This window comes from Hymenobacter fastidiosus (assembly GCF_039539565.1).
In the GTDB taxonomy this organism is placed as follows: Bacteria; Bacteroidota; Bacteroidia; order Cytophagales; family Hymenobacteraceae; genus Hymenobacter; species Hymenobacter fastidiosus.
Map to the genome: position 1 here is coordinate 15,636 of NZ_BAABDJ010000009.1, position 18,158 is coordinate 33,793.

Sequence of the window (18,158 nt, forward strand, 5' to 3'; positions counted from 1 at the left end):
ATTAAAAAAAACATGCTCCAGCTTCACGAAGCCACTGCCCATATCCGTCAGCGCATCGGCGACTTTCAGCCCGAAGTCGGCATCATTCTCGGCACCGGCCTTGGGGCTTTGGTAAAGGACATCGACGTGCAGTTTACGCTGCCCTACGCCGGTATTCCGCACTTCCCGACTTCGACGGTGGAAAGCCATTCCGGCAACCTGCTGGCCGGCACGCTGGCCGGGCGGCGGGTGCTGGTCATGCAGGGCCGCTTTCACTACTACGAAGGCTACACGATGCCGCAGGTGGTGTTTCCGGTGCGGGTGATGAAGCTACTGGGCATCCGGCAGCTTTTCGTGAGCAACGCCAGCGGCGGCCTCAACCCCGACTACGACTACAGTGACCTGATGCTGATTGAGGACCACATCAACCTGCAGCCGACCAACCCGCTGGTGGGCAAAAACCTCGACGAGCTGGGCCCGCGGTTTCCCGACATGCTGGAGCCCTACGATCTGACGCTGCTCAAGCGAGCCGAAGAAGCCGCCCGGGAGCTGGGCTTTGCCGACAAGGTGCGGCGCGGCGTGTATGCCAGCCTGCCCGGCCCCATGCTCGAAACGCCCGCCGAGTACCGCTACCTGCGCACCATCGGGGCCGACGCGGTGGGCATGAGCACCGTGCCCGAAGTCATTGCCGCCGTCCACCTGGGCCTGCCGGTGCTGGCTATTTCCGTCATCACCGACCTCTGCTCCCCGGGCCGGCTCAAGCGCGTAGCAATTGCGGACATCCTACGGGTAGCCGCCGCCGCCGAGCCCCGGCTCACGGCCTTGCTGAAGGCGGTGCTGGCAAAAGTATAGGCTTGACCGCACGATAAAGGGCCGCTACTATTGCCTGGTAGCGGCCCTTTATCGTTTTGAGCTGACTGAGCTTGGCCGCTGGCGGGTAGGCCTGAAGCTATAGATTTCGAGCTGCCCGGCTTTGGCGAGGCGGCTGTGGACCATGACTTCCAGGTTGGCTTTTTCTACCTCGTACTCCTGCGTTTGCCCTTTGTAATCCACCAGGGGCAGGGTTTTGTTGTCGGCGCCCATCAGCATCCAGGTGCCCGGACACGTGGTGTCGTCGCTGAGCAGGGTCTGGATGTAGCTGGTGAGCAGTGTCATTAACCCAAAAATCAGGGCTATAATGGGTTAAGGGTACGCGTGTTAAACAGTGATGGAAAAAATAGCGGTTGAAATAATAAGGCTATCGAAAGGAGTGCGGGCGCAGAGTCCGGGTTACAAGTAAGCTCGTTTCATTTCAGGATAACCGTCCGCCGGTCGCTGCTGAGCACGGTGAATACGCCCAGCCCGCCCTGCACCGTGGAGCGGATGGCAGCGGGCTGGGCAAACGGATTACCATTGGCGTTGCGCGCGTCTTGCACTGATTGCAGAAAAAGATAGTAGGGCTGGTCTATATGGTAGAGCGTGATCAGCAGCGTGTCGCCGGCCGAGAAGCGGTAACTGGTGCCCAACGTTATGAGCTGGCCGTTATTCAGGCGGTCGTCGAGCTCGAAATCACGCTCGGGGTCTTTCGAAATGCTGTCGTTGTGAATCTGGAAGCGGTAAAAATTGGCCGTGGCGGCCGGATCCTGGAACCGGGACAGGACGTAGGCTTTGCGCTCTTCGCCGGATTTTTCGTTGAATTTCCATTCTACGGTATCCAGTGGTACCAGCGCCGGCATCGTGGCCGTGCCGGTCACGCGCCGGCCCTTGGAATCACGGACGTCGAGGGTGAAGGTATCACCGGGCCGGGCCACGAGCGGCTGCCGGCCGATGTGCGTGTAGGCTTTTTGGGTGAGCTTATCCTGCCCGGGCCTAAACGAGAGCTGCTGCTGCTGCCCGTTGGGCAGGGTCAGGACTACCGTCACATCCGTAGGAACCGAGGGCTCCGGGGTGCTCAGGTAAGGAACCGTTTCGGTCACGGTCAGGCGCGGCACCTGGCCCGGCACCAGATAGCATTCCGCCACCAGCTGAGCGGGTAGCACGGGCAGCTCGACGTCGATGTCTTGCTGCAGATTACAGCCCGCCGTGCCGGCCAGCATAACCACCAGCAACGCCGCCGGGCCAACGATACGTCTCAAATAAGCGGGCAGTAACATAAGCAAGCCGGAAAGGCAGTTAGAACTTGAAATTGTAGGTCATCGATGGAATAACCGGGAACAGCGATACCTGGCGGGCCCGGTAGCTGGTTATCTGATCGGTTTGCTCGTCGCGCACCTGATCGAAGTAGACAAAGTACGGATTGCGGCGGTTGTAGGCGTTGTATATGCTGAACGTGAGGTCCGACTCGCCGCGCCGGGGCTTGAGCTTGTAGACCAGCCCCAGATCGAAGCGATGATAAGGGGCCAGGCGGTACGTGTTGCGGTCAGGATAAATGGGCACGGCGTCCAGGTTGTCGCCGAAAATGTCCTGCAACAGAAAGCGGCCCCCCGGCAGGGTAGTAGGTGCCCCGGAGGTATACACGAACGAGCCGGTGAGGTTGATACGGGGCGAGAGCTGGTGCAGGACGACCACCGTCAGATTGTGGCGCCGGTCGTAGGTAGGGAAGAAGTCTTTGCCGTTGTTAACGCCGGTGGTGCCGCGCTGGGGCTGAAAGTTGCGCTGCGTCCAGGCCAGGGTGTAGCCGATCCAGCCCGTGGTGCGGCCCTGTTTTTTCTCCAGGTACAGCTCGTTGCCGTAGGCCCAGCCCTTGCCGAACAGGAATTCCGCGTCGAGGTCGGAATTGACGAACAACTGGGCGCCATCCCGGAAATCTACCTGGTTGCGGGCCCACTTGTAGTACACCTCATTGGTGAGCAGGTATTTGCCCTGGCCCAGCAGAAAACTCACCCCGGTAGCCACCTGCTGTGAGCGTTGGGGTTTCACGTTCAGGCGCGACGGGTACCAGATGTCGGTGGGCAGGGAAGCGCCGGAGTTGGTAACCAGATGAACATACTGGTACATCTGGGCGTAGCTCGCTTTCAGGGAGGTGGTGGACGAAAGCGAGTACCGGGCCGAAGCCCGGGGCTCCACGCCGCCAAAAATATCGGTGCCGCTCCGGAAGCTCGTCAGGCGCAGACCATATTCCAGCTGGAGCTTGTCCGTGGCTTTGAAGTTGTCCGAGGCATAGAGCGAGGCTTCCTGCCCCTGGTACGTTACGTCGGAGCCAATATTGAGGCTGCCATCCGAACTGCCGGCCTGCAGTCGGCCTACCCCAAACCGGTGACTGGTGGCCGTAGCTCCCGCTTTGAAGACGTGACGGTCGTTGGGTGCGTACTCAAAATCAGTGCGCAGGGCGTAGTCCTGAATATCGGAGGACAGGCTGAAGCTGAACTGGTCGAGCTTGTTGGCGATACCGTATTGGTAGCGCGTAGCTGATACGGTGGTATTGACGAACAGCTTGGGCGAGAAGACGTGGTTCCAGCGCAGGGCTCCCACGCGGTTGCCCCAGGTGAAATCGAAGTTAAAGCCGTTGGTGCTGTTGAAACCAAAAACGTCCCGGCCGTAGTAGCCGGTCAGAAACAGCTGATCCTTGGCGCCCAGCTTATAGTTGGCTTTCGCGTTGAAATCATAGAAGTAGTAGTCCGGAATCGGGTCGTAGCCTTTGGTGTTTTCGTTGAGCTTGTTGATCTGGCGGGTGAACACGTCGAAGTACGTGCGGCGGCCCGACACGATGAATGAGCCTTTGTCCTTCACGATGGGGCCTTCCACCGTCAGCCGCGACGAAATCAGCCCCAGGCCGCCACTCACGGAGTATTTCTGCGGGTCGCCCTCGCGGAGCTTCACATCGACCACCGACGACAGGCGCCCCCCGTACTGGGCCGGGAAACCGCCCTTGTACAAATCCACACTTTGTACGGCATCGGGGTTGAACACCGAGAACAGGCCGAACAGGTGCGAAGGGTTGTAAACCACTGTCTCGTCGAGCAGGAACAGGTTCTGATCGGCCGAGCCCCCGCGGACGAACAGGCCGCTGGTACCTTCGCCGCCATTCTGCACCCCGGGCTTGAGCTGCAGGGTTTTGAGCAGATCGACTTCACCAAATAAAGCCGGCAGCAGCCTGGCTTCCTTGGTGGTAAGGCGCTCCACACTCATCTGGGGCGTCTGCAGCTTTTGCTCCAGCGTGCCGGAGCCCACCACCGTAACCTCGCCCAGCTCATTGGCCGATTCGGGCAGGCTGAACGACAGGCGCTGGGTACGGGTGAGGTTCAGGTCGCGGGTTTGCGACTGGTAGCCGATAAAGGAGATGACCAGCTGGTGGCGGCCGGCCGGCAGAACCAACGAATACAGCCCCGTCGAGTCGGCGGTGACGCCGGTACCCAGGGCCGGCACGGCGACGGAAGCCCCCGGCAGCACGCTGCGGTCGGTTCCTGATCGGACGTAGCCGCTGACGGTATAGCGGGCACGGGTTTGGGCGGGTGCCAGCAACGGCAGAAATAGCAGTACTAAACCAAGACGAGCGACAGAAAGAGCTAAACGCATCAGGCAGACACAGAATAAAAGCGGGCACGGGTGGGCCGGCGTGTTAGCGTAACGCCCGGCCCTGATGGATAGTTTATCGGGTTCCGCACAAAGGGTACCAGGTTTGGCCGTCTGCCCATACTACCAGAGGCTGAAACTGGCCCGGCAGTTGCCTGGGCGGCCCGCTCAGGGGCCTGGGTCAGGTCAGGTAAGCCTGCAGGGCCTGGGTGATTTGGGGCCCCGGCACCACGCCGGCCTGCCGCCATACGGGCTGACCCTTATGAAACAGAATCAGGGTGGGAATGCTCTGCACCCGAAACTGCTGAGCCACCGCCTGGTTGCGGTCCACGTCGATCTTGATAATCTTGAGCTTGCCCTGGTGCTGAGTGGCTACCTGCTCCAGAATGGGACCCATGGTCTTGCAGGGCCCACACCAATCGGCGTAAAAGTCGACCAGCACCGGCATGCCGGGACTATTGATAAGTTCAGAAAATGACTTTTTAGGCATGGCAGCAGAAGGGAAGCAAATGGGTCAGGAGGCCAGGGAAGCCCCCCGGCCGGTATACGCAGACGTGCCGGCAAAGGAAGCGTTGCCAAACCGTACGGACGCAAAAAAAACCGGCGCTGCCACGCTTGTCCTTACCCAAATCTTCCCCCGTCTTTCCGGATGTGGCGTAATGGCCTTTTTGCCGTTGGTCGAAGCGGCTTTGTCAGCTGTAAAACGGCAGGGTAAATCCCCAAAAAGCCCTCCTGGGCATCTGGCCAGGAGGGCTTTTGAAATTTGGGTAAGGACAAGCGCTGCAACGCCGGACTTTCTCGTTGTACTGATGCAAAGATGGGGTAAGGTAAGCTTATTTACGCTTATCAATCACCGTGACGTCGTTGCCAACCTCGGGGAAGGTAAAGCGGCCCCCCACGGCTTTCTTACCGGCGACCAGACACTCCCACACGTAGCGGCCGGGCGTACCCGTGGCGGCTTCGCCCGCTTCCGATTTGAAGTAGTCGGCATCAGAAGCCAGGGAGGGGAAAACTACGTCGACGCCGTTCTGACCCTTCTCGATTTCCTTCACCAGAATGTAGGATTTGCCGTTGTTCTGGTTGGTGACGACGAAGCGGGCCGTATACGAGCCCAGCTGACCAAATTTGTCCATGACCCCCAGCCGGATATAGGCATCCGTAGAAACCAGCCAGGTTTGGGCCTGAGCGGCGGCAGGCGTTAGTACTAGTAAGGCCAGCACCAGACCGGCGGCCCGCAACAGCTGAATGATACGAAGGGAAAAAGCGGGAGTAGCAACACGCATGGCGAAAAGGTAAGAAGTGTAGTAATGCAGAGTGAGCAGCAAGCCGGGAGGCAACCCGGCCGCAAGGTGATTTCAGAGAAGACAATTAATAAGTCAATAAAGCCTGAGAAATGCCTTAAAGAGAACTGGTTGCCTCGTCCCCAACCAAATATATAATTTATTTGCCCGCTGCGGCAACAAGATTTTTTATTTTTCGCCGGTAACCAATCAAAAAAAGTGGTTTACTGGATGGATGCTTATTCTCATTCGTTAAATGCCACGTTCCAACGCCCACCAGCGGGGTAGTCCGCCGTCGGCTACAGGGGAGCTGCGGTGCCAGCTTTGCGAGCGGCTGGTAGGGCAGGTGTCGCGCCACCATTTGGTGCCGCGCGAAGAAGGCGGCCGCCACGGCCCCACGGTAGCCCTGTGCCAGCCCTGTCACAGCACCATCCACGTGCTGCTTTCCAACCGCGACCTGGCCCGCAAATACGCCACGGTAGAAGAGCTGCGCGGGGCCGCAGAGCTGCAAAAGTACCTGCACTGGGTGCGCCGCAGCCGGGTGGAGCGCATCAGCAACCGTCGCAAAAAGACCTGACTGTATCCTCGCAGGAATGTAGACCTTTGCCCGACTGCCGCCGGGAGCAGTTGCTGTTTGTTATCCTTCTCGTCATCGATGCCGCTTTGCTGAAGTCGTTCGTTCCTTTTGCCCGGCTACGCCGCCAGCCCACCATCGTAGTGGATAGCATGGCCAATGGCGCGGCCCTGGTGCTGGCCCACTGGCGCGGCGCGCCCACGCCCGCTGCCCTGCGCGACGATACCAGCGCCGGCTCGGTGCTGCGCGCCCTGCGGGCTCCCGCCCCGCCCGGTCTGGACGCGGCTGCCGTCACGGCCAACCATTTCGATGTGGATGGCTTTCTGGGCGTGTGGAGCCTGCTGCATCCGGCGCTGGCCCTGCCCCACGAACGGCTGCTGCGCCTGGCTGCCACGCTGGGCGACTTCCGGGAGCTGGACTGGACCAATCCGCTGGCCGACCATGCCCTGCAGCTGGTTTGCTGGCTCAATGCCAGGGAGCAGGAGCTATTCTACCCCCCTTTTGGCGCGCCCGCCGTGCGCCGGCGGGAGGATGAGGCTTCGGCCGAGAAATTCGCCTGGTTTCTGCCCCGTTTCGCCGCCGTACTGGAAAATCCGGAAACCGGCCGCGCTGCTTGGGAGCCGGAATACCGGCGGATAAAAGCCGCCGGAGCGGTAATCCAAAGCCCCCGAACCCAGATCCGCCGCTATCCGGAAATTGGTCTGGTCGTCGTTGAAACGCCGGAGTCGCTGCCGTACTACGCCCTGTTTGGCCCCACGGCCGGCTACGATATGGTGCTGAGCCTCTACGGCGGGCAGCGCTACGAATTCGAGTACAAGTACACTACCTGGGTTGACCTGGAGTCGCGGCCCACGCTGCCCCGGCTACCGCTGCACGAGCTGGCCGCTACCCTGAACGCCCGGGAAACCACCCCGCACCGCTGGACCTTCGACGGCATCACCGACACGGGCCCGCTGCTGCGGCTGGCGGGCAGTACGCTGACCAAAGTGCAGCGCTACGCCGACCCCGACCAGCGCCCGATTCCCGCCTCGTCCATCCGCCCGGCGGAGCTGGAACGGGAAGTGGTGGCGTTTTTCCGGGCAAAGTATGCCATCATTCCGCCCCGCCGGTACTGGACCTGGGCCGAAATCCGGGCCGCCGGGGAAAGCGCGAAGGTCGTGCAGTCCAGCGATTAGACCTCCTCGCCGAACCCGACGACTCGTAGCGTGCTGACGCCGCCGGCTCCTTTCCGGACGTTGATCTGAGTGCTGACGCGTTCCTTCAGCGCTTCGACGTGGGAGATGATGCCGATGGTTTTGCCCGTGCCCTGCAGCGTTTCCAAAGCCGTGAGGGCAATGTCGAGCGTGTCGGGGTCGAGCGTGCCAAAGCCTTCGTCGATGAAGAGCGTGTCGATCTGGGTTTTGCGGCCCGCCAGCTCACTCAGGCCCAGGGCCAGCGCCAGGCTCACCAGGAAGCTTTCCCCGCCCGACAGCGAGTTCATGGTCCGGGAGTTGCCGGCCTGGTACTCATCCACGATGAGCAGGTCGAGGTGCTCCTGGGGGTTGCGCAGGATGCGGTAGCGGTCGGTGAGGCGGTGCAGGTGGCGGTTGGCCAGCTCCACGAGGCGGGCCAGGGTGAGTCCCTGGGCAAACTCGCTGAACTTCTTGCCGTCGGCGGAACCGATGAGCTCGGTGAGCTGCCGCCAGCGGCGGGCCTGCTGCTGCTGCTTTTCCAGCGCTTCGGCCAACGCCGCGTGCCGCTCCAGGCCGGTCCGGTGGCTGGTGAGCTGCTGCTGCCGCTGCCCGAGCTGCTGGTTGAGTGTGGCCAGCTGCTGGTGGTTGGCCGTTAGCTGGCCGGCAATAGTGTCGAGGCTGTCGGTGGTCAGGGCGCGGGCCTGGGCCTGCTGAAACTGCTCGGTGGCTTCGGTGAGGCTTTGCTGGGTGGTGGCCACGGCCCGGTCGTGGGTCTGGAGCTGCCCAGCCAGGCGGCGCACTTCCAGGTCGGGCAGGAGCAGGGCGGCTAAGGCGGTCGGCTCGGGGGCCAGGCCGGCGGTAGACAAAGCCGCGGCCAGCTCCTCATACTGCTGCTGGCGCTGCTGCTGCTGCTGCCGGGTGTCCTGCTCGCGTTGGCGCAGCTTTTCAGCGGCCAGCGTGAGGGCCGTGTCATGCTGCTGAAACTGCTGGTCGGTTTGCTGGCGGAGCTGGTCGGCCGCGCGGCTGGCCTGCTCCAGCTGCCGCCGCACCTGCGCTACATCGGGCTCGGGCAGCAGGGCCTGGCGCTCGGCTTTCTGCCGCTCAATGGCCTGGTAGTGGTCGACGACGTCCTGCTTATTTTCCTTCAGCCAGGCCCGCACCGCACGTTCGTCCCGGGTTAGCTTCTCCCCGAGCGCCTGGCCCACTTCGGCCTGCTCATTGGCTTTGTTGAACTCGGCCTGACGCGTTTTGAACTCAGCTTCCAATGCCCGCAGCTGGGCTTGCATGGCAGCGCCGTTTTCGCCCGTAAAGGCCAGGTCAAAGTTGCTCAACAGGCTTTTGAGCTGACTTTCTACCGTCGGTAGCTGCTCGCCTACCTCTTTGAGCTGCAGCTGAGCTTCCTGCAAATCGAGCCGGGCGGTGGCTTGCGCTTTCAAGGCCGCCTGCTGCCCGGAAATAGCTTGAGCCAGCTGCTTTTCGCTATCGACCTGCTGCTGTTCCAGCGCTTTGAACTGGCGCACGAGGGCGCGGCTTTCGGCGGGCAGGGCCTCTTCCAGCGCGGGGGTCAGGAGCTGGAGCGGGACATCGGCGGCTACGCGGTGCAGATCACCGCCCACATTTTCGAGCAGATTAAGAAAAGTGTTGAGGTGGTTTACCCGGGCATTAAGGGCGTGGGCCTCCTGGGTAAGTACCTCCACCTGGGCTTGTTCACGGGCCAGGCCCTCATTTGTGAAGCCCAGTACGCCTACCGCATAGGGATGCTCCAGGGCCCCGCAGAGCGGACAGGGCTCATGCGGGCGCAGCTGCTGGCGGGCTTCTTCGTGGCTCAGAATCAACTGCTGAGCCAGCACCAGCTGGCGCTGGGTTTCGCGGTGGGATTCCTTGTTGTTGAGCTCTCGGCGCAGGTTCTGGACGTGGTGGTGAAGCTGGCGCAGTCGTTCGTCGCGGGTAGCGGCGGTCAGCTGAAGCTGCTGCTGCTGGGCGTCGAGGTGCTGGCGGGCGGTGTGGGCGGCGACGGCGGCTTGCTGCTCTTCCAGCTGTAGGGTGGCCAAGCGTTTAGTCAGCAGCACCACCCGGCCATCGACTTGCCCCACCTCGGTGCGTAATCGGTCCCAGTCCTGGATCAGGCCCGTGAAAGCGGCGAATACGTCCACCATTTCAGCCCGGGGGGCATTGCGCTGGAGCCAGTCCCTGGTAGTGGTAAGCTGCTCGCGGGCCTGCCGGGTACGGATTTCGGTGGCGTGGAGCTCCTCGGTCAGGCGCTTGCACTCCGCATTTTGCTGGTCGTAGGCTTTGCGTTTCTCGTCCAGCTGGTGGATCTGCCGGGCGATGGCCTGATCGAGGTTGTCGGCTTCCCGCAGTTGAGGCTCCCGGGTTTCGCGGGCTGCGGCCGCCGCGTCGTGAGCCTGGCGGGCCGCGTCCCGGGCAGTGCGGACCGCGTCGAGCTGGCTTTGCAGCTGCGGCAGCTGCAAAGCCAGCTGCTCGGCTTCCTGATGCAGCGTGCCGAGCTGCTGGTCAGCCTGCTGCAGCAGCGCCCAGGGCGTGTGGAAGGGCAGCGCCTGCTCGTGGCGGCTCACGCGCTGCCGGATCGGCGACAACACCTCGGCTTCCTGATGCAGGGAAAGCAGCTGCTGCTGCCCGCGCTGCTGCCGCACCATGAGCTCGTCGAGCTGGCGCAGCCAGGTATGGGCTTCGCTGAGGCGCTGCTGCTCGGCCTGGGCCAGGTGCAGCCGGGCGTGCAGATCCGCAACTTCGGTTTCCAGAGTCGCTACTTCCTCGCCCGACAGCAGCGTGACGCCGGCCAGACCCACCCGCAGGTTGTCGACCTGCTGGCTTTCCTGCTTGGCGCGCTCGAAGGCGGCCCGGGAGATGTCCGAGTACTTTTTGGTGTCGGTGAGCTTCTCCAGCAGTTGGGCCCGCTCGCCGGGGCTGGCCTTGAGGAACTTGGTGAAGTCGCCCTGGGCCAGCAGCACCGAGCGCAGGAACTGGCGGTATTCCAGCCCGCTCAGCTCGGCCACCCGGGCCGGCACCTTCGACTTGTAGCTTTCCAGAATGGGCCATTCCGGGCTGACTTCGTCGGTTTCGCTGGTGGCTTTGGGTTGCTCGCTGAGCTCCATGCGCGAATCCTGCAGGTTGCCGCCGGGCTTTTTGCGGGCCCGGTACTGGCTCCACTTCGAGCGGTAGAGCTGGCCGTTGACGGCAAACTCCACTTCAGCCCAGCTTTCCCCGGTGCCGTGGCTCATCACCTGCTCGGGGCCGCTGCCCTCGTGGCGCGGCACCTGGCCGTAGAGCGCCAGGGTGATGGCGTCGAGGATGGTGGTCTTGCCCGCGCCGGTGGGACCGGTAATGGCAAACAGGCCCGCGTCCGACAGCGGGGCCGCACCAAAATCCACCTCGTGCTCCCCCCGCAGGGAGTTGAGGTTAAAAAAACGGACGCGCAGGATTTTCATTCGGAGGAAACGGGCCGGTTGATAGGCGGCTTACTGAATTATTAAAAGAACATTAGCCGATAAAAGACCGTCATGCTCAATCTGGCGTCCGCTTGTCGAAGCATCTCGCGTGTTGACGGCTGATTAGCAACCTGATGTCAGCACGCGAGATTCCTCGGCTTCGCTCGGAATGACGTGCTGATTACGTGATAGGCTACCCTTGCATTCCTTCCAGCAGCTCATCAAAGGTAAGCAGCAGCTCGGCCCGGCCGGCTTCCGGCTCCGTGGCCAGGCGCTGCTCAAACACTTCCCGCTCCGTGAAGTCATGCAGGCTGCGGGTGAGGGGTTCGGGGTCGTCGCCCAGGGCCGTGAGGGTAACCAGGCGGAAATGACGGCGGTTCAGTACTTCCAGCCGGGTGCGGTCGAGGCCGGCAATAACCTGCAGCAGCGCGTCGGCTACCTCCAGCTGGGTCAGGGCCGAGCGCACTTCCACATCAATCCAGGCCGGGAGGCTGTAGCCGGCGTTGTCGTAGGCAGTCAGGCTAAGGAGTACGTCGTCGAGCGGGCCGTGGAAGCGCACCAGCCGCCGGGCCCCGGGCACGGGCAGGGCTTCGAGCGCAGCCAGCTTGCCACCGGCAAACTCCAGTACCAGCACTTCTTTGGGGTGGTCCACTTCCGAAAACGACAGCGCGATAGGGGAGCCGGAGTAGCGGATATGCTCGCGCCCACCCACCCGCTGGGGCCGGTGAATGTGGCCCAGGGCTACGTAATCGAATATTTCCGGGAAATGCTCCGCCGTCACCTGGCCCAGGTTGCCCACATGAATCGTGCGCTCCGAGTCGGAGGGGGCGGCCCCGGCGGCGTAGAGGTGGCCGGTGGCCAATACGGGTACGCCGGCAGCTTTGAGCTGCCACACGGTTTCGTGCTCGGCCACGCGGGCGTAGTGGTCGGCAATGCCCTGCTTGATGCGCTGCTCCCGTTCCTCGGCGGCCTCGCCGGGCACCGAGAGGCGCACGTCCCGGTCGCGCAGGAAGGGCACGGCGCACACTACCAGACCGGGCTGCCCGGCGGCGTCGTTCAGCACCAGCACCTGCTCCTCGAAGCAGTCGGGCACGCAGCCCACCACGTGCACCCGCAGGTGGCGCAGCAGCCGGGCCGGGGCGTTGAGCGTGGCCGGGGAGTCGTGGTTGCCGCCCACCACCACGATGTCGCGGCAGTCGGTGGCCTGCATCTGCAGCAGAAAGGAGTAGTAGAGCTCCAGGGCCTGGTTGGAGGGCGAGCCGGTGTCGAAGACGTCGCCGGCCACGACGAGCACCTCTACCTGCTGGTCGCGCACGGTCTGCACCAGCCAGTCGAGGAAGTGGCGGTGCTCCTCGGTTCGTTCGTGGCCGCTGATGAAGCGCTGGCCCAGGTGCCAGTCGGCGGTGTGTAGTACGCGCATATTTTTCAAAGATAATCGGCCGGGCATCGGTTCCCGCAGCGGAGCGCCGAGAAAAACGCGGAGGTTCGCAGAGTAGGACCTCCGCGAACCTCCGCGTTTTTCTCGGCGCTCCGCTGCGGGAACCACCTAGTGCACCGCCTGCTTCTGAAAATCGGTAATGGCGTCGCTCAGGTCATAAATCTCCGCGCCCGGCAAGGCGGCTTCCAAGATGCTGCTGCCCGCGGCGGAGCGGTAGCCGCCGGCGCAGTGCACCAGAATGGGCTTGCCGACCGGTACTTCGTGGGCGCGTTCCCGCAGCTCGGACAGCGGAATCACCAGCGCGTGGGCAAATGCTGGCTCTTTGGCCTCGGTACGGTTGCGGATATCGACGATGGTAAAATCCCCGGGGCGCGTCCTTACCTGCTCCAGATCAGCCACCGGGCTGGTGGCCGGAAGATTGGCCGGCGTGAGCAACGCTCCCTTAATCAGGCCTTCGTAACCGATCTTGGCGGTTTTGCGGATCACCGTGTCCAGGGCAATCTGCGAATCGGCCAGCAGGTAGAACGGCTCTTCCGGGCCCACGACCGAGCCCAGCCAGGTTTCGAATTTGCCGCCATCCTGCAGGTTGATAGCCCCGGGCAGGTGGCCTTTTTTGAACTCGGCCTGGGGACGGGTATCAATAATAAGGACGCCGGTAGCTAACAGCGCGTCGGGCTGCAGGCGCGGCACGGCCCGGATGCTGTCCTCGAAGGGCAGCGCCCCGGCCTTGTTGAGCTGCACGTCGTGGCCGAAGTACTTGGGCATGAAGGGCTGGTCTGCGAGCAGTACGCGCACAAACTCGTCCTGCGACATGGGCTGCAGGGCGTAGTTGGTTTTGAGCTCCTTGCCGATGGTGCTGTCGAGGTCGGGGCTGGTGGTTTTGCCGCAGAGCGAGCCCGGGCCGTGGGCCGGGTACACCTTGGTGGTGGCCGGCAGCGTCATGAGCTTGCGGCGGGTGCTGTCGTAGAGCATGGCGGCAAGGTCTTCGCGCCGGTGGCCGCCCACGTTGTCGTCTTCGCGCAGGTCGGGCCGGCCCACGTCGCCCACGAAGAGCGTATCGCCGGTAAATACGGCGCGGGTCTGGGCCAGCTCATCGAGCAGCAGCACCGAGATGCTGTCGGGAGAGTGGCCGGGGGTATTGATAGCGTGCAGCTCGACGGGCCCCAGCGTGATGCGGTTGCCGTCGTCGAAGCCCTGGTGGGGGTAGCCGGCACCGACCAGCTTACTGCAATAAATGGTGGCGCCGGTTTCCCCGGCTATTTCCAGGTGCGACGACACGAAGTCGGCGTGCGGGTGAGTCTCAATCACGGCCATGATGCGCGCCTCGTGCTCGTCGGCAAAGTCGTAGTAGGGCTGCGGGTCGCGCCCCGGATCAATGATGGCAATCTGACGACCCGCCCGGATGGCGTAGCTGGCGTGGGCCAGGCCCTTGTCGTAAAATTGCTGGATCTGAACCGAGGCGGTACTACTGGGCAGGGGACTCATGAGGGTGAAACAAGGGTGAGGTGCTTCACCAGGGAAGCACGCGGATAGGTCAAATATAACAAACCAGTCCGGAACCCCCGGGTTTACCCGCCGCCGCCCGATGATCGGGGAAGCCCCCGCGGCCCAAGCGGCCCATGATGCTTTAGGCCCCCGTTTTTTCACCGCAAAAGCGCCCCGGCCAACCGGCCGGGGCGCTTGCGCAGCCGCAGGCTACCGCCGGTTTAGCTTTGGGTTTTTCCCTGGCGCTTGCCGCTCTTCATTTTATCCCTGCGCTTTTCTACCTGGTCGTCGCGCAGCTGATCGTACGTGCGGTACTGGTCAGCGGAAAGCACCGCTTTAAGCTGGGCGTCGTTCTGGTCGCGCAGGGCTTTCATTTCGGGGCCCATACCCTGACGGCTGCCGCCGGCGGCGTATTTGCCGCGCAGGGCCTGCATCGCACTGGCGCTGGCCAGACTAATCTGCCGGACTTTGTCGGTCTGGTCGGCGCTTAGGGCCAGCTCCCTGGTGAGGCGCTTGGCCAGCATATCGGCCTGCTGCGCGGGCGTCCGGTCCAGCTGGGCGCCGCGGCCGGGACGAGCCATTTCGGTCTGGGCCGAAACGGTGCCGGCGGTCAGGGTCAGGGCGGCCAGCAGGATGAGCATCTTTTTCATGAGTTGGGGTTTTAGAGCGGAAAGTTGCGGCTTGGAGGGCTGTTGACTAACAAGGTTTAAAGACAAATGCAGCCCCATCGGTAAACTTCGCAAAAGAGGCGTTTCGCGGAGCAACTACCCCGGCCGAGTTGCTTCTTTGGCGCAGGAATGCCGATTATCGTCTATATTCGGCTTCCCGTAGTGCCCTTTCGGCTTTCCCAACCTCTCATCTTTCCTACTTCACTCCTTCTTCCTGTATGGCAAATATTTTCGCCAAAAAACCGCTGGCCCAACTGTTGGGCGAGGCTAATTCCACCGGCCACGGCACGCTGAAGCGTACGCTGGGCGCCGGCAACCTCGTCGCGCTGGGCGTCGGGGCCATCATCGGCGCGGGGCTGTTTGTGCGTACGGCCGCCGCCGCCGCCCAGGCCTCCGGGGCGGGTGTGACGCTGGCTTTCATCGTGGCCGCTATCGGCTGCGTGTTTGCCGGTCTGTGCTACGCCGAGTTTGCGGCCATGATTCCGATTGCCGGCTCGGCCTATACCTACGCCTACACCACCATGGGCGAGTTCGTAGCCTGGGTGATTGGCTGGGCTTTGATTATGGAATATGCGCTGGGTGCCGCCACGGTATCCATTGCCTGGAGCGAATACCTGAACAAGCTGCTGGAGGTCTTCGGCACCAGCATACCGTATAATTTAAGTCACTCGCCCTTCGAAAGCGCCGTGGTCAACGGCGTGACCGAGCACGGCCTCATCAACCTGCCCGCGCTGCTGGTGATTGTGGCCCTGAGCCTGCTGCTGATCAAGGGCACGCAGGAATCGGCGATGTTCAACGCGGTGGTAGTCGTGCTGAAAGTGGCTATCGTGCTGGTTTTCATTGCCGTCGGCTGGCAGTTCATCAACCCCGTCAACCACACGCCTTACCTGATTCCCGAGAATGCGGAGCCGGTGAAAAACGCGGCCGGCACCATCGTGCGCGAATACACGCAGTGGAACAAGCACGGCTGGGGCGGTATCCTGGGCGGGGCGGCCATCGTGTTCTTCGCCTTCATCGGCTTCGACGCCGTGAGCACCGCGGCGCAGGAAGCCAAGAACCCCAAGCGCGACATGCCCATCGGCATCCTCGGCTCGCTGGCCGTGTGCACCGTGCTCTACATCCTGTTCGGCCACGTGCTGACGGGGGTGGCCAACTGGCGCGAATTTGCCGACCCGGCCCTGGGCGGCGAAGCCTCCGTAACCTACGCCATCAAGGCCCACATGCCCGGCTACGAGTGGCTGAGCACGGCCGTGACCGTCGCCATTCTGCTGGGTTTCTCCTCCGTAATTCTGGTAATGCTGATGGGCCAGAGCCGCGTATTCTTCTCCATGGCCAAGGACGGCCTGATGCCGAAGGCCTTCTCGGAGCTGCACCCGCGCTTCGGCACGCCTTATAAGTCGAACATCGCGCTGCTGATCTTCGTGGGAGGCTTCGCCGCTTTCGTCCCCGGTTCCCTGGCCGGTGACCTGACCTCGTTCGGGACGCTGCTGGCCTTCGTGCTGGTGTCGGCCGGTATCTGGATCATGCGCCGCTCCGATCCGGATCAGCCGCGGCCGTTCCGCGCCCCGCTGTCGTCGCCGTCGTTCCCGTTCGTTCCCATCATGGGTGTGCTGGTCTGCACGAGCATGATTCTGGCCCTCGACTCGTTCACGCTGCAAGTAGCCATGGGCTGGATGATCCTGGGCTTCATCGTTTACTTCCTCTACGGCAAGCGCAACTCCATGCTCCAGAAAGGTATCGTAGTGATGCCAACCGAAATGGAAGAGCAGGCCTTCATCGAGCCCGACATGAAGAACCGCTAGCCTCATCCCCGGCCCCTCTCCCAAGGAGAGGGGAGCCAGACGACGCCAACAACCACGAGCCCCAGCTTTTTAGCTGGGGCTCGTGCGCTTTATGGGCTTTGCAAGAGCAGGTGTGAGGCAGGATCGGAGGCGCAAGCCGACGATTCGGCGTCGTCAGGCTCCCCTCTCCTTGGGAGAGGGGCCGTGGGTGAGGCCCTACTTTACCGCCGACTTCACCTCGCTTTGCAGCTTCAGCACCCGGTCGCCGTTTTCCTGCACGATAACGAAGGCCGGGTTGTCGGGGGTGCCGTGGCGGGTGATGTCGCTGCCTTTGAGCTTGCGGGTGATGGATTCCTTGTGGGTTTCCTCAATTTTGCCGGTTGCCGTGCCGGTACCGTATTTCCAGGATACTGTGGTGCCTTTGCGCATGGGTTTCGGGTAAAAGATGGGGCTCACCGGCTAGGGCAGCTGATCCAGCAGCTGCCAGATGGCCTTGAACTGCGCCAGGCTGCGGGGCGAGTCGTGTACTTCGGTGTTGGTAACGAAGATTTTGCCCGTGCGGGTTGCGGGGTCGAAAAAAAGGAAGCTGGTCAGGCCCGAGTCGCCGCCGGTGTGGCCCACGGTGCCGTTGCGGCGGTGCGCCCAGAACAGGCCCTGATTAGGCTCGGCCGGGTCGAGGTGCCGGGGTGGGTGGGCCGCCGAAAACTGCGGGCGCAGCAGCGAATCGACGGCCGCGGGCGGCAGGGGCGCGCCGGGGCTGGCCGGGTTCAGAATGCCGCGCAGGTACAGGGCCAGGCTGTGGGTGCTGGTCAGCAGGCCGCCGTCGGGATACGTGATGGTGTAATAGGGCTTTATCACCCGCCCGCGCGGGTCGTAGAGCGTGGCGGAGCGGGCCGGGTCAATGTCGGCGAAGCGCCAGCCGGAGTCCGTCATGCCCAGCGGGAGCAGGATGCGCTGGCGGGTGAAGGCATCGTAGGACTGGCCGGTGGCTTTTTCCAGGGCCAGAGCAGCCAGGGCGGCGCTTTCGTTGCTGTAGGCGTAGTAGGTGCCGGGCGCGTGGGGCACAAAGCGGCGGCGGTGGTACCACTTGCCCCCGGGGCTGAGCGTGCGGCGCAGGTACTCCGCGTTGCTGAGCGGCGCGGAGTGGCCCCTGGCGTAGGCGCGGCGGTTGTAGAAGCCCTGCTTGTCGGTGAGGCCGGCCGTCATCGTGGCCAGGTGGCGCAGGGTGATAGGCTGATCGGGAAAATAAGGGTTGACGACCCGGAACGGCAGCAGCTCATTGACGGGCTGGTCGAGGCGGAGCTGACCCGCGGCGGCGGCCTGGAGCAGGGCCACGCCGATAAGGGTTTTGCTCACCGAGCCCACGCACTGCACCGTGGCCGGCGTGTAGGGCCGCCGCCGGGCTTTGTCGGCGTAGCCGAAGCCGTGCGCGTACACGATGCCCCCGGGCCGTACCACGGCCACGGCGAAACCCGGGAAGTCGGACTGTTGCCAGTGCTGGCGCAAAGTGGCCGTCAGCGCGGCCGTATCGGCAGGCAGAGCCGGCAGGACTGATTGGGCCTGCCCCGGGGCGGCAAGCAGGCTAAAGGCGGCGCAGATGGCTGGCAGTAGGGTGGGAGACACGTAGGCAGGGAGAAAGAGAGGCCGTTTAGGGTTTCGAAAAAGCTGTCATCCTGAGTGGAGCGAAGGACCTTATCACGTCCGTACCACTTGGAATTAGGCCAAAATGAGCCGTCGTGAGAAGGTCCTTCGCAAGCGGACGCCAGATGAAGGATGACAAACGACGAAAAAACCGAAACCCTAAACAGGTTCAGAAGGTGCTTCATGTATAACCGAGCCCA

Annotated in this window: 15 protein-coding genes; 4 read left to right on the forward strand and 11 right to left on the reverse strand. The window is 63.0% G+C overall.

Annotation, left to right across the window (positions count from 1 at the left end; all coding sequences use genetic code 11):
- Window positions 1–12: 12 nt before the first annotated feature.
- Window positions 13–831, forward strand: coding sequence for a purine-nucleoside phosphorylase (locus ABD833_RS07695; RefSeq protein ID WP_345072105.1), 819 nt, complete (start codon window positions 13–15; stop codon window positions 829–831).
- Window positions 832–879: 48 nt separating this feature from the next.
- Here ABD833_RS07695 and ABD833_RS07700 read toward each other — a convergent pair whose 3' ends face one another.
- The 5 genes from ABD833_RS07700 to ABD833_RS07720 form a co-directional block, all read right to left on the reverse strand.
- Window positions 880–1,134 carry a hypothetical protein gene (locus ABD833_RS07700; RefSeq protein WP_345072107.1) on the reverse strand — a complete coding sequence of 85 codons (255 nt, stop codon included), beginning with the start codon at window positions 1,132–1,134 and terminating at the stop codon, window positions 880–882.
- A 131-nt stretch (window positions 1,135–1,265) separates the two neighbouring features.
- Window positions 1,266–2,093: a DUF4249 domain-containing protein gene (locus ABD833_RS07705; RefSeq protein ID WP_345072108.1), complete on the reverse strand. Its 828-nt coding sequence runs from the start codon at window positions 2,091–2,093 to the stop codon at window positions 1,266–1,268.
- Window positions 2,094–2,130: 37 nt separating this feature from the next.
- Window positions 2,131–4,473 carry a TonB-dependent receptor gene (locus ABD833_RS07710; protein ID WP_345072109.1) on the reverse strand — a complete coding sequence of 781 codons (2,343 nt, stop codon included), beginning with the start codon at window positions 4,471–4,473 and terminating at the stop codon, window positions 2,131–2,133.
- A gap of 178 nt (window positions 4,474–4,651) precedes the next feature.
- Complete coding sequence (gene trxA / locus ABD833_RS07715) at window positions 4,652–4,960, reverse strand: thioredoxin (RefSeq protein ID WP_345072110.1); 309 nt, start codon at window positions 4,958–4,960, stop codon at window positions 4,652–4,654.
- 343 nt (window positions 4,961–5,303) lie between these two features.
- Window positions 5,304–5,753, reverse strand: a complete 450-nt coding sequence (locus tag ABD833_RS07720; protein WP_345072111.1) for a hypothetical protein — start codon at window positions 5,751–5,753, stop codon at window positions 5,304–5,306.
- A 253-nt stretch (window positions 5,754–6,006) separates the two neighbouring features.
- Here ABD833_RS07720 and ABD833_RS07725 point away from each other — a divergent pair, with 253 nt between their 5' ends.
- Both ABD833_RS07725 and ABD833_RS07730 read left to right on the forward strand, forming a co-directional pair.
- Window positions 6,007–6,327 carry an HNH endonuclease gene (locus ABD833_RS07725; protein ID WP_345072112.1) on the forward strand — a complete coding sequence of 107 codons (321 nt, stop codon included), beginning with the start codon at window positions 6,007–6,009 and terminating at the stop codon, window positions 6,325–6,327.
- A gap of 26 nt (window positions 6,328–6,353) precedes the next feature.
- On the forward strand, window positions 6,354–7,499 hold the full coding sequence (locus ABD833_RS07730; RefSeq protein WP_345072114.1) for a DUF6687 family protein: 1,146 nt from the start codon (window positions 6,354–6,356) through the stop codon (window positions 7,497–7,499).
- Here ABD833_RS07730 and ABD833_RS07735 read toward each other — a convergent pair.
- The 4 genes from ABD833_RS07735 to ABD833_RS07750 form a co-directional block, all read right to left on the reverse strand.
- The gene (locus ABD833_RS07735; RefSeq protein WP_345072115.1) at window positions 7,496–10,945 is read right to left on the reverse strand and encodes an AAA family ATPase; all 3,450 of its coding nucleotides are present in this window, start codon (window positions 10,943–10,945) and stop codon (window positions 7,496–7,498) included. The genes ABD833_RS07730 and ABD833_RS07735 overlap by 4 nt on opposite strands.
- A gap of 193 nt (window positions 10,946–11,138) precedes the next feature.
- On the reverse strand, window positions 11,139–12,365 hold the full coding sequence (locus tag ABD833_RS07740; RefSeq protein WP_345072117.1) for an exonuclease SbcCD subunit D C-terminal domain-containing protein: 1,227 nt from the start codon (window positions 12,363–12,365) through the stop codon (window positions 11,139–11,141).
- A 126-nt stretch (window positions 12,366–12,491) separates the two neighbouring features.
- Window positions 12,492–13,868 carry an MBL fold metallo-hydrolase gene (locus tag ABD833_RS07745; RefSeq protein ID WP_345072119.1) on the reverse strand — a complete coding sequence of 459 codons (1,377 nt, stop codon included), beginning with the start codon at window positions 13,866–13,868 and terminating at the stop codon, window positions 12,492–12,494.
- Between the two features lie 221 nt (window positions 13,869–14,089).
- The gene (locus tag ABD833_RS07750; RefSeq protein WP_345072121.1) at window positions 14,090–14,518 is read right to left on the reverse strand and encodes a hypothetical protein; all 429 of its coding nucleotides are present in this window, start codon (window positions 14,516–14,518) and stop codon (window positions 14,090–14,092) included.
- Between the two features lie 236 nt (window positions 14,519–14,754).
- Between ABD833_RS07750 and ABD833_RS07755 the strand changes: the two genes are divergently transcribed.
- Window positions 14,755–16,338 (forward strand): amino acid permease, encoded by a 1,584-nt coding sequence (locus ABD833_RS07755; protein ID WP_345072122.1) that lies wholly within the window; start codon window positions 14,755–14,757, stop codon window positions 16,336–16,338.
- A gap of 195 nt (window positions 16,339–16,533) precedes the next feature.
- On the opposite strand, the gene ABD833_RS07760 is transcribed toward ABD833_RS07755, so the two are convergent.
- Complete coding sequence (locus ABD833_RS07760) at window positions 16,534–16,746, reverse strand: hypervirulence associated TUDOR domain-containing protein (RefSeq protein WP_345072123.1); 213 nt, start codon at window positions 16,744–16,746, stop codon at window positions 16,534–16,536.
- Between the two features lie 30 nt (window positions 16,747–16,776).
- On the reverse strand, window positions 16,777–17,940 hold the full coding sequence (locus ABD833_RS07765) for a serine hydrolase domain-containing protein (RefSeq protein WP_345072124.1): 1,164 nt from the start codon (window positions 17,938–17,940) through the stop codon (window positions 16,777–16,779).
- Window positions 17,941–18,158 lie beyond the last annotated feature (218 nt).

Coding starts and splice junctions, on each gene's coding strand:
- ABD833_RS07750 (WP_345072121.1), bottom strand. CDS start 14,518: ATGAAAAAGATGCTCATCCTGCTGGCCGCCCTGACCCTGACCGCCGGC.
- ABD833_RS07760 (WP_345072123.1), bottom strand. CDS start 16,746: ATGCGCAAAGGCACCACAGTATCCTGGAAATACGGTACCGGCACGGCA.
- ABD833_RS07725 (WP_345072112.1), top strand. CDS start 6,007: ATGCCACGTTCCAACGCCCACCAGCGGGGTAGTCCGCCGTCGGCTACA.
- ABD833_RS07735 (WP_345072115.1), bottom strand. CDS start 10,945: ATGAAAATCCTGCGCGTCCGTTTTTTTAACCTCAACTCCCTGCGGGGG.
- ABD833_RS07740 (WP_345072117.1), bottom strand. CDS start 12,365: ATGCGCGTACTACACACCGCCGACTGGCACCTGGGCCAGCGCTTCATC.
- ABD833_RS07700 (WP_345072107.1), bottom strand. CDS start 1,134: ATGACACTGCTCACCAGCTACATCCAGACCCTGCTCAGCGACGACACC.
- ABD833_RS07720 (WP_345072111.1), bottom strand. CDS start 5,753: ATGCGTGTTGCTACTCCCGCTTTTTCCCTTCGTATCATTCAGCTGTTG.
- ABD833_RS07695 (WP_345072105.1), top strand. CDS start 13: ATGCTCCAGCTTCACGAAGCCACTGCCCATATCCGTCAGCGCATCGGC.
- trxA (WP_345072110.1), bottom strand. CDS start 4,960: ATGCCTAAAAAGTCATTTTCTGAACTTATCAATAGTCCCGGCATGCCG.
- ABD833_RS07755 (WP_345072122.1), top strand. CDS start 14,755: ATGGCAAATATTTTCGCCAAAAAACCGCTGGCCCAACTGTTGGGCGAG.
- ABD833_RS07745 (WP_345072119.1), bottom strand. CDS start 13,868: ATGAGTCCCCTGCCCAGTAGTACCGCCTCGGTTCAGATCCAGCAATTT.
- ABD833_RS07710 (WP_345072109.1), bottom strand. CDS start 4,473: ATGCGTTTAGCTCTTTCTGTCGCTCGTCTTGGTTTAGTACTGCTATTT.